We start from the raw sequence: 13,665 nt of genomic DNA on the forward strand, positions 1-13,665 counted from the left end.
CGTCGCGTCGGCTCTTCCCTTTTCTTCAAGACCGCCCGATCGCTGTCGTGGACGATCGTCGGCATGAGACTCGTCAACCACGAACGCAATGCCATGGACCTGCGGACCACCCCCGTGCACCTCGGACTGGGATCGAGAGCGAAACCCGTCAAGGGCTTCACCTGGGACCCGGAGGTGCTCCAGGCCTACAGCGCCGCGGTCGCGGCAGACGGCGCCGAGGGCCGGATGGTGATGATCTTCGACGGCGACGGGCTCGGCGACCATTGGGAGAGCCACCCTGCAGGCGACGAACTGGTCGTTTGCCTCAGCGGGTCCGTGACGGTCACCCGCGACGTGGACGGGGTGCCCGACCGCGTTCTGCTCGGGCCGGGCGAGGCCACCATCAACCCGGCCGGGGTATGGCACGTGGTCGACATGGAGGGGCCGACGTCCATCCTGGCCATCACTGCGACCCTCGGCACCGACCACCGTCCTCGGACCGACACCCGCCCGACCGAACGCGTCGGCACGCCCAGCCCGGAGGAAGCGCCGTGACGACACGCATCGCGTGCCTCGGCGACAGCCTCACCCGCGCGCAGGTCAGCGTCGACTACCTGGATCTTCTCGGACGACGCCACCCTCCCGGTGACGTGCAGCTTGCCCGTTTCGGCGCCAACGGCGACTTCGCCTACAACCTCTTGCAGCGCCTCGATGCCGTCGTCACGAACCCACCCGATGTGATCACCGTGTTGATCGGGACCAACGACGCCCGAGCGAGCCTCGCCGGCTACCCCGTCGAGCAGGCCATGAAGCGCAAACAGCTCCCCGATCGCCCGTCGGCCGGCCGGTTCCAACAGTGCCTGGGAGCCGTCGTCGCACGGCTGCGAGCGGAGACCGACGCGACGATCGGTCTGCTGTCGCTAACGGTACTCGGCCAACAACTCGACGGAGCAGCGGCACAGGCACCGCAGGCGTACAGCCGGATGATCGCCGAGGTCGCCGCCACCAACGAAGTGGCCTACCTTCCGCTCCACGAACGCCAGATCGAGGAACTACGCCAAGCGGACCCGCCGCCGATTTCATACCGGGAGGTGACGCCCGCAGCGGGCCTCGGCGTCCTCGTCCAGCACGCAGTGCTGCGCCGCAGCCTCGACACGATCTCGCGGCGGCGAGGTCTCGTGCTCACGACCGACCACATCCACCAGAACAGCCGCGGCGCCGCCCTTATCGCTGAGGTCATCGACGCCGGTCTGCTGACCCAGAGCGCGTAGCTGGTTCCGGCGCCCGGCCAGTCGGATGCCATCTACCGCGCCGAGGTGGCATCCGATCCAGGCGGTCAACGCCTACGCCATCCGGCTCGTCTGGCTGCGTGACCACCGCGAGGGCACCTGGCTCACGGTCCCGTGGCGGCTGCTGTCGTCGACCGCGACCCCATTCGGCGAGCCGGTGGCTCCGTCGATGACGAGGAGCAGCATTTCTCGGGCAGTTCGGGAGGCACTGCCCGTGCTGGATGTCGATGGCTTCGGGCAGCAGCTTGGTGCCCGGCCTTGGTACTGGTGGGCTCGCATATTCAACTGTCGTCAATTCACCATGGAACCCACCCTATAAATGACCGTGCGTGGTCGCCGGAGGCATGCTGGTTCCGGGTTCCACCGAACTCGGATGCGAAGCGGGATGTGAGGACGCGGTGGCAGACAGGGGCGGCAATGGAGGCGGACGTCCCGGGGCCTGCTTTCGGATTGCTGCGGTGCGGCTGGCAGACTTGGGGAGGCCGAGATCGTTGATCAACTTGGAGAGCACGAAGGGATGCAGCGGCTGACCGGCCCGCCGGCCGGGAAACAGCCAGCGCTCAACGGAGGCTCAGACCGAAGGGTCTCCGGCCTGAGCCTTCTGGGCTTGCTGGGGGATAGATGATCCTCCTGAGAGTTACTTCACGTCGACGTAGTCCGCCGCGGAGGCAACCGCCGGGGTGGTGGACGTGCCTGCGAAGGAGTAGCGGAAGTAGCCGTCCGCCGTGGCCTTCGTCGTCGTCCTCAGGTTGCCCTTGCTGTCCGTCGTGACGGTCTTGAGGGTCTTGTAGGTGCTGGTGCCCCTCTTCTTGAACTGCAGCTTCACCGGCTGCTTCGTGTAGCCCCCGTACTTGTAGGTCTCCCAGTTGGCGCGGGTCAGGGCGCCCGTGACGGTGATCGTCTTGTTCTTCTTCACCGGTTCCGGCGAGGCGTTGACCGTCAGCCTGGAGTTACGCAGGACCTTCGCCTTCGCGGCGGAATCCTTGGTGATGTAGTCACCGTCGTTCGCCAGGGCGTGGGCGCTCACGGTCCAGGTCCCGGCCGTGGTGTTGTCGAGGTCGATGCGCGGGTTGATTTCCAGTGTGTAGGTGCAGGTAGTCGTGGTGAAGCTCTCGCGCACGCACTTGCCCGCGATGTCGTCGGGCACCACGAGACCGTAATAGTCGCCGTTCGGGAGGGGCCTGTGCCACATGACCGGGAAGGTCCTTCCGACCTCGATGCCCGAGTCGTCCGTGGCGGTCACCGCGATGGTGAACGTCTTCACGCCCGTGGTCCCCAGGACGATGTTCTTCCCTCCGTTGACGACCACCTTCGTGATCCTAATGTCGCCCGAGACCTCATCTGCCTGGGCGGCCCCCGGAATCGCGAGCGCGGACAAGGCGAGGGCCCCGGCGAAGCCTGCCACGATGGTGCGGTGATGCATGAGGCGTTTCCCCCATGTTTCAGCGCCTCAGGAACGTCCCGAGGCGGAGCTGACAATGCCCACCCAGTACGCGGGTGGCACGGACATGACCATCAGGTCGCAGGAATGGTTGCCCATCGATCACACGGCTGCCAGGACGAGCACGAGGCTCACGCCATCTTCCCGCCTCGGTTTACTGGTGGGCTCTCGAATTTAACTGTCGCTGGTTCCCCGAGGAACCCAGCCCGCTGGTGACCTTGTGTGATCACCTGGGGCGTATCGGCTCCAGGTTCCGCCGGTCTCGTTGCGGAGGCGGCTGGTGGTCTTGTCGTGGTAGCCGAGAGCATCCGCGACGACGGGGGCGGGCAGTTCGAGGAGTTGCTGTCGGATAGCGGCGCCGCGGGCGGCGGCGATCGGGATTCCGACCTCGTTCAGGAGCGCGGACAGGTGATTGGGGCCAAGTGGCTGGCCGGTCCGGCGACCGGGGAAGAGCCAGCGGGACGCCGGGTTGGTGGCGGTGTTCATGTTGCCGCGGTTCGTGATGTGTTCCAGCAACAGGGTGGCGACCGGCGCCGGGACGGGTGAGGGCGGCTCGCCGAGTCGTAGCAGCACGGCGTCGCCGTCCCGGATGACATCGTCGTGAGTGAGCCGGACGACGCGGCTCAGCGGTTGTGCGTAGAGGAGAACGATGACTCCGGCGACGCGGAGTCGCATCGGGATCTCCGTATCGGTCAGAAGCCTGCCCAGAGCGGCGAGGCGTTCGTCTTCGCTCAATGCGGGCCGACGGGAGATCTTCATCGCGGGGATGGTCAGGGAACGTCGGCAGTGACCGCCCTGCATGGCCCAGTTGAGGAAGCCTCTCAGACGGATGCGGGCGTGCTCGGCGTGCTCGGCGAACCAGGCGTCGATGTCGACCTGGCCGCATGCCGCAAGGGTGGTGTTCCGCTCGCCGAGCCAATGCAGGAAGGTGGTCGCGTACTTGATCTGTTCGCCGGCGAAGCGTCGGATGCTGGGTGTGATGTGGCTCCTCTCGGCGCGGGTCCGCAGCCCGGGGAGGATGTGCCAGGTCGCGAAGAGTCTGATCGTCTTGGCGTGCTCGGGATCGGCGATGTCGGCCAGGTGGCCGGGAAGCCAGCGCTGAAAGGAACAGATGTGCTTGTCGACCGCGGGCAGGACTCCGCATGCCATGAGGAGTTCTTCCAGGTGAGAGGCCGCTCGCCAGGGCTGGAGTTCGTGGAACGCGTCGTGTGTCAGCGGAATCTCGCCCAGGGCGAGCTGGCGAAGCAGCTGTGAGGCGCTTCCCATCTGGCCGCGGCGTATGTCCAGCCATGCCAGTCCGCTTCCGGGCTTGTCCATCGTCACGAGCAGGTCGAACAGCGGGACCAGCGCGGGACGGACGCAGCCGGTGCCGTTGTCGAGGAGGTCGGTGAGGCGGTTGGTGAGCGTGCAGCGTTCGCAGAGCCGACCGCGCAGGAGCTTGCCCTCGAAGCCGCAGCGTGAGCAGTCGAAGGTCTGGGAGAAGCCGGCGCAGCTGGTGCAGATCGCAGCCCTGTCGCCGGGGCGGAGCCCAGGAAGGGCACGGTCCTGGCCGCATCCCGGGCAGGTGCCTCGCGTCCTGACGGCTCGGTCCGAACAGGTGCGGCAGACGTATCCGTCCGGCCAGCTGCCGGCCTTGTGCCTGTGGCGGCCGCAGCGGCAGCACTCGGCCATGAACCAGCGTTCGTACTGTTCGTCGGTGGCGTAGGAGCGGGTCATGCGTCGGGCAGGATGCAGGCTGCGCGGGGGCGGAGCGTGGCGACGTTCGAGGGCGGGGTGGGAAGGTCTCCGGTGGCGGTCTTGCGGACGCCGGCGTTCTCGGCGGTGGTGGCCACCAGGTCGGCCGGGGTGCAGGACAGGATGTCGCAGAGCGCGGCCATGACCTGCAACGACAGGCGTTCGGGGGTGCCGGAGACCAGGCGGTGCACCTGGGAGGCGGACAGGTCGATGCCGCGTTCGCGCAGCAGCGGCACCAGTTCGGTGGCCGTGAAGATCTGGTGCTGGGCCATGACCTCGCGCAGCCGCCAGGTGTAGCCGACCTTGCGTTTCATGCTTGCCTCCCGGTCTGGGTCTGGAGGGCGGCGGTGATGGTGGAGTCCAGATGCCGCCGCAGGGTGCGGGTGCGGAAGTCCGAGGACACGCAGGTGTAGAGCGAGGTGGTGCTGGCGTGTTCGTGGCCGACTTGCTCCTGGATTATCTTGAGTTCGCTGACTCGGCAGGCTGTTGACCTGTGTGTTTGCGTCGCGGTGGTTGTCCGTGACGTAGCGGATGAGGGCATTGGGGGTCCTTTCAGCACGGGCCGATCGTTGCCGACCTGGGATCGCCTGCGCCTGCCCGTGGTGGGCTGGTGCGGGTCCTCGCGGCGCGTTGTTCACCGAGTGCACGGGCGAGTTGGTCGCGAAGTTGCTGGTTCTCCTCGGTGAGCCGCTGAATGCGGGCGTTGGCGGCTTCGAGGCGCCGCAGCAAGGACGCGTTGGATGTGCGTTGGCGTGCGGGAACCGGTGATCTGGGTTCCCGGCGGTGTGCTGCCCGTAGTCGCTCGATCTCCGCATGCAGGTCCGGCTGGACATAGAGCCACGACCGGGACACTCCGGCCTGCTTGGCGACGGTCTCGAAAGTGACCGGCTCGCCCGCCGCGTCGAGGGTGCGGAGGGCCTGGATGGCCTTGGCGCGGGTGTACTCGCTGCGGCGGCGGGCGGCATCGACGATGTGCTGGCTGTTGTCAGCTCGCATCGGCGGTCGCCTCCGGCTGCCCGGGGTCGTCTTCCAGACCAGTGATGATCTTTGAGCTGCCCTGAGTTTCGTAGCGGCCGGTTTGCGTGTCTTCAGGCGGCGTTTAAGATGGCCAGGGACCGGTAGTACGCGGCTTCGAATTCCTCGGGTGGGACGTAGTCGAGGGCGGAGTGCAGGCGCTCGGTGTTGTACCAGCCGACCCACTGGACGACGGCGTGTTCGACCTGGTCAGCGTCTCGCCATGGGCCCTGGTGCTCGATCAGCTCGGCCTTGAAGGAGCCGTTGAGGGCCTCAGCCATGGCGTTGTCGTAGCTGTCGGCGACGGAGCCGACTGACGCGCTCGCGCCCGCTTCCAACAGCCGTTCGCCGTAGCGGATGGATACGTATTGCGAACCGCGATCACTGTGATGAATCAGCCCCGAGCCCTTCTTGATGCCACGCCGCCACAGGGCCATCTCCAGGGCATCCAGCGGGAGATCGGTGCGCATGTGGGTGGCGAGCTGCCATCCGACGATCACGCGCGAGTACACGTCCAGGACGAAGGCGGCGTAGACCCAGCCTGACCAGGTGCGGATATAGGTGAGGTCGGCGACCCACAGCTGGTTCGGACGATGGGCTTCGAAGTGGCGGTTGACCAGGTCCGGCGGCCTGGGTACGGACGGCTCGGAGATGGTGGTGCGGCGCCGCTGTCCGCGGATGACGCCTTCCAGGCCGTCTTCGCGCATCAGCCGTTCGACGGTGCACCGGGCGGCGTGCACGCCTTCGCGTCGCAGCTGGCGGTGGACGCGCCGGGCTCCGTAGGTCTCCCCGGAGGCGGCGTGGATGCGGCGGATGTGCTCGACGAGCCGTTCGTCACGCAGGTGCCGGGCGGATGCGGGCCGCCTGCGGCGGGCGTTGTATGCCGAGACCGACAGGTCCAGTTCCCGGCACACCGGCTCGACCCCGAAGTCGTCGCAGGAGGTGGTTGATCACCGCGTCGGCCTCGTGCGGGGCTGGTCGAGCTCCTTCGCGAAAAACACCGAGGCGGCTTTGAGGATCTCGTTGGCTCGCCGCAACTCGGCTATTTCCTTGCGGAGTTGCGTAAGTTCGGTCCGCTCGGCGGTGGTCAGCAGGTCGGGCCGGCTGCCCTGGTCGGCTTCGGCCTGGCGGACCCAGCCCCGCAATGCTTCCTTGTGGATGCCGAGGTCTCGGGCCACGTGGGCGACCGGTCGACCGGAGGTCTGGACTTCGCGGACAGCCCGCTCACGTAGCTCGTCCGGGTACTTCCTTGGTGCAGGCATCGGACCTGTGTTCTCCCATCTGCCGAGGCGATCATGCCTGGCTTCAGGGCCGCTACAAAATCCGGTTCAGCTCAGATCTCGGCGTTGTTCACGGCGGCCGACCGGCCCAGCAAAAGGAAGCAGCCCAGGAATCGGCAGAAGATCAGGTACAGCAGTCGCAGACCCACGATCACTGATCATGCCCATACATGGGCGATCGCAAAGCCCCAGGCCAGCCACCGTACGGCAATAAAGACACCCTTCAGGGTGCCGGGTTCCACTGCTCCGGCTGGGTTGAGCTGCTCGTAGGACGGAAAGTTGCTGGTCAGCCAGGGTTGGGCAGTGCTGAGAGCCGTTGCAGAGCTTCGGTGATCAGGCCCGCCCAGGGCCAGTGCTTGGCCAAGCGGAGGATGCGGCGTCGTCCGGTGGTGATGAGCTGCGCGGCGGCGGAGAAAAGGCGAAGCCGCAGGCGGCGGGGCTCCCACAGGCGGGCTTGGCCGGTGAGGGCGAGCAGGGGCATCCAGGCCAGGAGGTCGCGAGCGATCTGGACGATCTCCACCTTTCACGGCTGCTTGGATGTGACGTTTTGTGCGGCCTTTCGGAGGGCGGTGACGGTGGGTTTGTCCCGGTCTTGGGCGCGCCATGCGAGCGCTGTCCAGCAGGGGGTGAGATCGGTGACGTCGACGTAGGCGACGCCGTGCCGCTGGTAGAGCCATCGGGATGGTTCCGGGGGGAACATGATGCCTTCGCCGAGGCCGATGGCGGTCAGGGCGGGTTCCCATTCGGTGGTCTGGTAGGCGGCGTAGCGGATAGGGGTGCCGTCGGGTCTGGGGTCGACGGACCAGAAATCGCGCCAGGCCTTGGGGATCCTTGGCGACCAGCCGACTACGGGCCGGTCGGCGAGCTGCTGGAGGGTCAGTACTCCCTGGTTGGCGAGGGGGTCGCGGTCGTGCAGGCACACGACGCGGTCCATGGTGGCCAGGCGGTGGGTCTGCACTCCCGGCGGCACGGGCGGGAAGACGAACGCCACGTCCAAGTCGCCGGCGAGAAGCGCCTCGGCCCAGTCGGCGAATCCCATACGCAACACCTCGATGGATAGGCCGGGGTGTGCCGCCTGCAACTCGTCGAAGATTTCGGGTATCGGCGGTATGGACGTCGTGGCCTCTAAGGAGCCAATCACGACGCGGCCAGAGACAGCGCGCTTCTGCACGGCGACGGCCTGCTGCAACCGATCCGCCGCCTCCACCAGGTCGCGGATACCAGACAGCAGAGCCTGTCCTGCCTCAGTGAGGCCTGCCGTACGGGTGTTGCGTTCGACCAGCTTCAAGCCCAGGCGACGCTCAAGAGAACGGATCTGCTGAGAGAACGCAGGCTGCGTCATGAACGCCCGCTGTGCTGCACGACCAAAGTGCAACTCATCGGCCAGCAGCAGGAACAAGCGCAGCTGATGCGTGCTCGGGTCCCCTGATCGACCGGGTTCGCGACCGGCTGGTATCCCCGCCTCACCCATACACGAAAGTGTATCAATGACATTCGAGTTCGACTCAGGAGTGCCTTTACCTACCGCGTGCCAAGCGGGAACCCTTAACTACGCGAACGCAGAACCGCGCGACCGCATAGAGCGGCTCTCCCGCTGGCCCCACAGCTGATCAGAGGAGTTTCACATGTTCCGTGCATTAGCTCCGATAGTCGGGGCCGGAACGGCCTTGGCTGCGACTATGGCCTTGGCCACCCCGGCGAATGCGGCACTGTCACCGGCTGGCAAAGACAGTGCCCAACGTATCGCTGCTTCGTGCCAGCATGAGCAAGGCACAAACCGCTGGTGGCGCACCAACAAGTGGGGGCCCCGGTGGTCGCCGACAACACTACCGATGACGTTGTGGGATTCATGTTCACCCAGCCTTCATGGTTCATCTGTCGCAACGAGGGCCTTGACACGGGTGGCGGTGGGCCTCACCCGAATCGGTGGCTGTACACCCAGGCCGACAACGGCGCATGGGGGTGGATGGCAGACAACTACATCTACGAGGAGACCGACCCCGTTCCCACCTGCCCCTAGCCTCGGGCTTTCGTCCAGGCGGCTCTGAGACGGGCACCCAGGCGGGCAGGGGAGGCATTTGGTCAGCGCAGAGGGGGACTGTGTCGGTTCCCTTGGCCAACCTGATCACAGTCACCTCCCAGGTGAGTACCGCGACCGCGGGGGTGTCGACGGGTGGGTCTGATCTGGATCGTTGCGGGGTTGCAGGGATCGCCCCCGTTGGCCTGGTGATCGATTCGATGGTTTCTGTGGTGCTGGAACCTTGTGGTCTTGCTGTTGTGTCGGTGTGGGTGGGTAGGGTCCGGGGATGGGGAAGATCGAGGTCGTTCCGGAGAAGGTGGCCTGGGTTCTGGTGCGTGACGGTGCCCTTGCCGGAAATCTCATCCGCCCTGGTGGGGACCGCTTGTTCGGGTCCCGAGAGCTTGGCCGCGGTCGCTCGATCCGACGCTCTGGCGCAGCTGCCGTCAGCGCGTCATGGTGATCGATCGTGCTGCTCCGACTGGCTTACTTGGGTGTATCGAACGCGTTCGCGATGCTTCGTCCGCTGCTGATGACCCACCGGGACAAGGACGCGGAGATCCCCGCACTGCGCCACCAGATCACCGTGCTGGAACGCCAGCTCGGCAAGGACAAGATCCGGTTCACACCCAGCGATCGGGCGTACCTGGCGGCGCTGCTGCACCGACTGCCACCGCACGTCCTGCGCAGATTACGGCTGCTCGTACGTCCCGATACGGTACTGCGTTGGCACCGCAACCTCGTCGCACACCGCCATGCCGCCTCCTGTCGGCCCAAAAAATGCCCGTGACGGCCCTGCTCTCGTATAGCTGCCGCCACCCGACAAGTAGCTCTCTGTAGCAAATCAGGGGTGAGCTTGTCTCGGTTTTCGATCTTCCCGTCCCCTTCCCTGTGCGGCGCGGTCACGGTGGTCCGGTCATGACGACCGGGAGGAGGCCGGAGTGCGGCAGGAGTGGGAGCCGGAGGACCTGATCGAGGTCTGGACGCTGCTCGAAGACGACATGAAGCGGCTGCGGAACAAGTCCGGCGCGAACCGGCTGGGGTTCGCTTTGCTGCTGAAGTTCTTCGAGGTGGAGGCCCGTTTCCCGGAGAGCGCCGGGGAGATCCCGGAGCCGGTGGTGTCGTACGTGGCCCAGCAGGTGAAGGTGCCGGCCGGGGAGTGGGCGTCGTACGACTGGGCGGGGCGGGCGATCACGCGGCACCGGTCGGAGATACGGGCCGCGTACAAGTTTCGGGAGTCGACCGAGGAGGACCAGGCGGCGCTGGCGGAGTGGCTGAGCGCGGAGCTGTGCCCGGTGGAGCTGTCGCGTGAGCGCCTGGTGGCCGCGGTGGTGACCCGCTGCCGCAACGACCGCATCGAGCCGCCCGCACCGGCGAAGGTCGACCGCCTGGTGGGCCGGGCGATCCGGGCGTTCGAGGAGCGGTTTTGCCGCACCACGATGGAGCGGCTGCCGTGGGCGACCCGGGACCGGTTGGATGAGCTGATCTTGGGTGAGGAGCCCGCCGGCGGCGAGGGCGAGGCCGATGTGGTGGGCGGCGGGCGGTCGTTCTTCTCCGAGCTGAAGGCCGATCCGGGTGCTCCGGGGCTGGAGAGCCTGCTGGCGGAGGTGACCAAGCTGGAGCGGGTCAAACGGCTGGAGCTGCCGGCGGACCTGTTCGCGGACGTGTCGGAGAAGCTCGTGGACGCCTGGCGGGCGCGGGCGTCGAAGGAGTACCCGGCGAACCTGCTGCGGATGAAGCGGCCGGTGCGCCTGACGCTGCTGGCGGCGCTGTGCCACGTACGGCAGACAGAGATCACCGACTCAGGCGATGCTGCTGCGGGTCGCCGAGGCGGCGCTGGCGGAGCCTGCGGGGGTGGTGCGGCGGGTGATCTACCCGGTGGTCGGCGGGGAGAAGACGCTGAAGGCCTTGGCGGCGGAGGCCGCGGCGAACGAGGCGCGCTACAAGGCCAGGGTGCGCACGGTGCTGCGGTCGGCGTACTCGGCGCACTGGCGGCGGATGCTCAAGCCGCTTTTGAAGGCGCTGGAGTTGAAGTGCAACAACACGGCCTACCGGCCGGTGATGGACGCGATCGGCCTGCTCACCCGTTATCTGGACCAGCCGCTGAAGGAAGGTGCGTTCTTCGACGAGGCGGAGCGGATTCCGCTGAAGGAGGTGGTGCCCGAGCAGTGGCGGGCGGCCGTTGTGGACGAGCGGGGCCGGGTGGAGCGCATCCCGTACGAGCTGTGCGTGCTGGTGTCCCTGCGGGACGCGCTGCGGCGGCGGTCGATCTGGGTGGCCGGGGCGAACCGGTGGCGCAACCCGGAGGACGACCTGCCGCCGGACTTCGAGGACAACCGGGACGTGCACTACGCGGCGATCCGCCAGCCGCAGGACCCGGAGGAGTTCATCGCCGCCTTGCAGGGACGGCTGCGGGCGTCCCTGGACCGGCTGGAGATGGCGCTGGTTCAGGACACCACCGGCGGGGTGAAGATCACCCGGCGGCACGGCGAGCCGTGGATCAAGGTCTCTCCCCAGCCGAAGCTGGAGGAGCCGGAGAACCTCGTCGCCATCAAGGCCGAGTTGGAACGCCGCTGGGGGACCATCGACCTGCTGGACATCATCAAGGAAGCCGAGTTCGACACCGGCTTCACTGGCGAGTTCACCTCGGTGGCCACCAGCGAGCGGCTGCCGCGGGAGGTGCTGCGGCGCCGGCTGCTGCTGGTGCTGTTCGCGCTGGGCACGAACATGGGCATCAAGCGGGTGGTGGCCACCGGCAAGCACGGCGAGTCGGAGGCGGTCCTGCGCCGGGTGCGGCACCTGTTCGTCAACCGGGACAACCTGCGCGCGGCGGTGACGAAGCTGGTCAACGCCACCTTCGCCGCCCGCGACGAGACGTGGTGGGGCACCGGGACGGCGTGCGCCTCGGACAGCCGCAAGTTCGGGGCCTAGTCGAGCAACTTCATGACCGAGTGGCACCAGCGCTACCGCGGGCCCGGTGTGATGATCTACTGGCACGTAGAGCGGAAGTCGGTGTGCATCTACTCGCAGCTGAAGTCGTGTTCGGCCTCCGAGGTCGCCGCGATGATCGAGGGCGTGCTGCGGCACTGCACCGAGATGGTCGTCGACCGGCAGTACACCGACACCCACGGCGCCTCGATCGTCGGGTTCGCCTTCGCCCACATGCTCGACTTCAAGCTGATGCCGAGGCTGAAGAACATCGGCTCCTCCCGGCTGTACCGGCCGGCCGCCGGGGAGGACGACAACTGGCCCACCCTGGCGCCGGTGCTGTCCACCCGCACCATCGACTGGGAGCTGATCCGCCAGCAGTACGACCAGATCGTGAAGTACACCACCGCGCTGCGGCTGGGCACCGCCGAGGCCGAGCAGGTGCTGCGGCGCTTCACCCGCGGCGGACCCAAGCACCCGACCTACCGGGCGATCGAGGAGCTGGGGCGGGCGGTGCGTACGGCGTTCATCTGCGACTACCTCGCAGACGCCGAGATGCGCCGGGAGATCCACGAGGGCTTGCAGGTGGTGGAGAACTGGAACAGCGCGAACAAGGACCTGTTCTACGGCAAGGACGGTGACCTGACCGGCAAGGACAGGGAGTCGCAGGAGGTGTCCATGCTCGCCCTGCACCTTCTTCAGTCCGCCCTGGTCCACGTCAACACCCTGCTGCTTCAGCAGATCCTCGCCGACCCCGAGTGGGCCGAACGCCTGACCGACGCCGACCGGCGGGCCCTGTCCCCGCTGTTCTGGACCCACATCAACCCCTACGGCCGGTTCGAGCTGAACATGAGCTACCGGCTCGACCTCAACCCGGCCGCGACCATCCCCAGCCAGCGGACCAGTCAGGACCAGCCGGCCCCCGCGCCGTGACACCGCGCTGGTCCTGCTGCGGCAGCGTGCGAAGGGCGGCCCCGAGTCGGGGCCGCCCTTCGGCGTGCTGGTGGTGCTCACCAGGTGGCCGGCACGCTGGCGGCCTGGTGCATGTCGGTGAGGGCGGAGGTCAGGCGGGCGGAGCCGACGGTGGCCGCGAGCGCGCCGTGAGACGGATGCAGTCGGGTCGCGGCCGGAATCCCGGTCCGTTAGTGCGGGAAGACGTCAACCGGGTTAGGCGTACGACGTGGTGGTGGTTGGTGTCGATGACGTACTCGACCAGGCCGCGGCCGTGAGGGATCGGGAGTCGGCGCCAGTCGCCGGCGCTGTCGCGCGCGGTGCTGTCCGGCAGCCACGGGTCCTCGACGACTTCGACGGTGAGCGCGACGATCGCGGAGAACAGTTCGACGGGCAGTTTCGGGTCAGCGAGCATGTCCTGGATGGCCTCGGACGGCTCGACCGGCCACAGGTCGTCGGGATCGGTGTCACTCACCCGGCAGCTCTCCGCCTCGCTCGTGGCGCAGGCGTACGACGTCGGCCATGGTGACCGTGGGCAGGGTGCCGGCGATGATCAGGTTCTGCTTGGGATCGGAGTCCAGCTCGGCCTCGCACCACCAGAGGGTCAAGACAGCCTGAACCCGGTCGATCGGGTCTTGGCCGAGGTCGCGGTAGAAGGCCATGCGACGGGCGCCGCTGAGCGGCTCGGCGATGCCGGGTTGCTCGTCAGAGTGGCTTTCGGCGCGTTCCAGGGCTACAGCAGTAGGGGCGCAGTCAGAGATACTGCCTCAGCCAGTCGGGCATGCTCGGCTCGTCAAGTCCCCAGGACTCCACGATCGATTCGTCCTTGTCCCAGACGTTCTCATCGCCATCGAAGAACTTCTGCCGGTGGCACTTGTACTTGACGACGGTGTCGCCTTCGAGTCGGTACTCGTGCCAGTAGTAGTTCTGCTTCCCGTAGCCGTTCCACTCCCGGGTCGTGTAGATCGTCGTCATGAAGGCGGAGTGTAGCCGGGGCGCTGAGACGGCTTGCTCAGCGGCTGAAGTCGACCG

The 13,665-nt window shown here is 67.2% G+C and carries 11 protein-coding genes and 4 pseudogenes; 5 read left to right on the forward strand and 10 right to left on the reverse strand.

The window, feature by feature from the left end; genetic code table 11:
* The first annotated feature begins 63 nt into the window (after positions 1–63).
* Both ACFZDL_RS24415 and ACFZDL_RS24420 read left to right on the forward strand, forming a co-directional pair.
* The gene (locus tag ACFZDL_RS24415) at positions 64–534 is read left to right on the forward strand and encodes a cupin domain-containing protein (RefSeq protein ID WP_309064099.1); all 471 of its coding nucleotides are present in this window, start codon (positions 64–66) and stop codon (positions 532–534) included.
* Positions 531–1,250: a GDSL-type esterase/lipase family protein gene (locus tag ACFZDL_RS24420; RefSeq protein WP_353592804.1), complete on the forward strand. Its 720-nt coding sequence runs from the start codon at positions 531–533 to the stop codon at positions 1,248–1,250. The genes ACFZDL_RS24415 and ACFZDL_RS24420 overlap by 4 nt, the downstream gene beginning before the upstream one ends.
* A 655-nt stretch (positions 1,251–1,905) precedes the next feature.
* Here ACFZDL_RS24420 and ACFZDL_RS24425 read toward each other — a convergent pair.
* From ACFZDL_RS24425 to ACFZDL_RS24455, 7 genes and pseudogenes are all read right to left on the reverse strand, one after another.
* Positions 1,906–2,691 carry a DUF5707 domain-containing protein gene (locus tag ACFZDL_RS24425; RefSeq protein WP_353592803.1) on the reverse strand — a complete coding sequence of 262 codons (786 nt, stop codon included), beginning with the start codon at positions 2,689–2,691 and terminating at the stop codon, positions 1,906–1,908.
* Positions 2,692–2,883: 192 nt separating this feature from the next.
* Entirely contained in the window at positions 2,884–4,425 is a 1,542-nt protein-coding gene (locus ACFZDL_RS24430) for a hypothetical protein (protein WP_353592802.1), read from the reverse strand.
* Positions 4,422–4,757, reverse strand: a complete 336-nt coding sequence (locus ACFZDL_RS24435) for a helix-turn-helix transcriptional regulator (protein ID WP_353592801.1) — start codon at positions 4,755–4,757, stop codon at positions 4,422–4,424. Before ACFZDL_RS24435 ends, ACFZDL_RS24430 begins: the two co-directional genes overlap by 4 nt.
* Positions 4,758–4,995: 238 nt before the next feature.
* A complete protein-coding gene (locus ACFZDL_RS24440) occupies positions 4,996–5,439 on the reverse strand; it encodes a DUF6262 family protein (protein ID WP_353592800.1) in 444 nt (147 codons plus the stop codon).
* Between the two features lie 92 nt (positions 5,440–5,531).
* A pseudogene (locus tag ACFZDL_RS24445) lies at positions 5,532–6,719 on the reverse strand (IS3 family transposase).
* A 304-nt stretch (positions 6,720–7,023) separates the two neighbouring features.
* Positions 7,024–7,257: pseudogene (locus tag ACFZDL_RS24450) on the reverse strand (transposase); the annotation flags it as partial.
* 3 nt (positions 7,258–7,260) lie between these two features.
* Complete coding sequence (locus ACFZDL_RS24455) at positions 7,261–8,136, reverse strand: LysR family transcriptional regulator (protein ID WP_353592799.1); 876 nt, start codon at positions 8,134–8,136, stop codon at positions 7,261–7,263.
* Positions 8,137–9,223: 1,087 nt separating this feature from the next.
* Here ACFZDL_RS24455 and ACFZDL_RS24460 point away from each other — a divergent pair.
* The 3 genes and pseudogenes from ACFZDL_RS24460 to ACFZDL_RS24470 all read left to right on the forward strand — a co-directional run bounded on the left by ACFZDL_RS24460 (position 9,224) and on the right by ACFZDL_RS24470 (position 12,615).
* Positions 9,224–9,544 (forward strand): hypothetical protein, encoded by a 321-nt coding sequence (locus ACFZDL_RS24460; protein WP_353592798.1) that lies wholly within the window; start codon positions 9,224–9,226, stop codon positions 9,542–9,544.
* 211 nt (positions 9,545–9,755) lie between these two features.
* Positions 9,756–10,097, forward strand: a pseudogene (locus ACFZDL_RS24465) (DUF4158 domain-containing protein); the annotation flags it as partial.
* A 1,093-nt stretch (positions 10,098–11,190) separates the two neighbouring features.
* A pseudogene (locus tag ACFZDL_RS24470) lies at positions 11,191–12,615 on the forward strand (transposase).
* A 130-nt stretch (positions 12,616–12,745) separates the two neighbouring features.
* Here ACFZDL_RS24470 and ACFZDL_RS24475 read toward each other — a convergent pair.
* The 3 genes from ACFZDL_RS24475 to ACFZDL_RS24485 all read right to left on the reverse strand — a co-directional run bounded on the left by ACFZDL_RS24475 (position 12,746) and on the right by ACFZDL_RS24485 (position 13,608).
* Positions 12,746–13,108, reverse strand: a complete 363-nt coding sequence (locus ACFZDL_RS24475) for a hypothetical protein (protein ID WP_353592797.1) — start codon at positions 13,106–13,108, stop codon at positions 12,746–12,748.
* Entirely contained in the window at positions 13,101–13,295 is a 195-nt protein-coding gene (locus tag ACFZDL_RS24480; RefSeq protein ID WP_353592796.1) for a hypothetical protein, read from the reverse strand. Before ACFZDL_RS24480 ends, ACFZDL_RS24475 begins: the two co-directional genes overlap by 8 nt.
* A gap of 91 nt (positions 13,296–13,386) precedes the next feature.
* Complete coding sequence (locus tag ACFZDL_RS24485) at positions 13,387–13,608, reverse strand: hypothetical protein (RefSeq protein WP_060950821.1); 222 nt, start codon at positions 13,606–13,608, stop codon at positions 13,387–13,389.
* Positions 13,609–13,665 lie beyond the last annotated feature (57 nt).

The sequence above is a fragment of the Streptomyces sp. NPDC007917 genome (genome assembly GCF_042959105.1).
Lineage (GTDB): Bacteria > Actinomycetota > Actinomycetes > Streptomycetales > Streptomycetaceae > Streptomyces.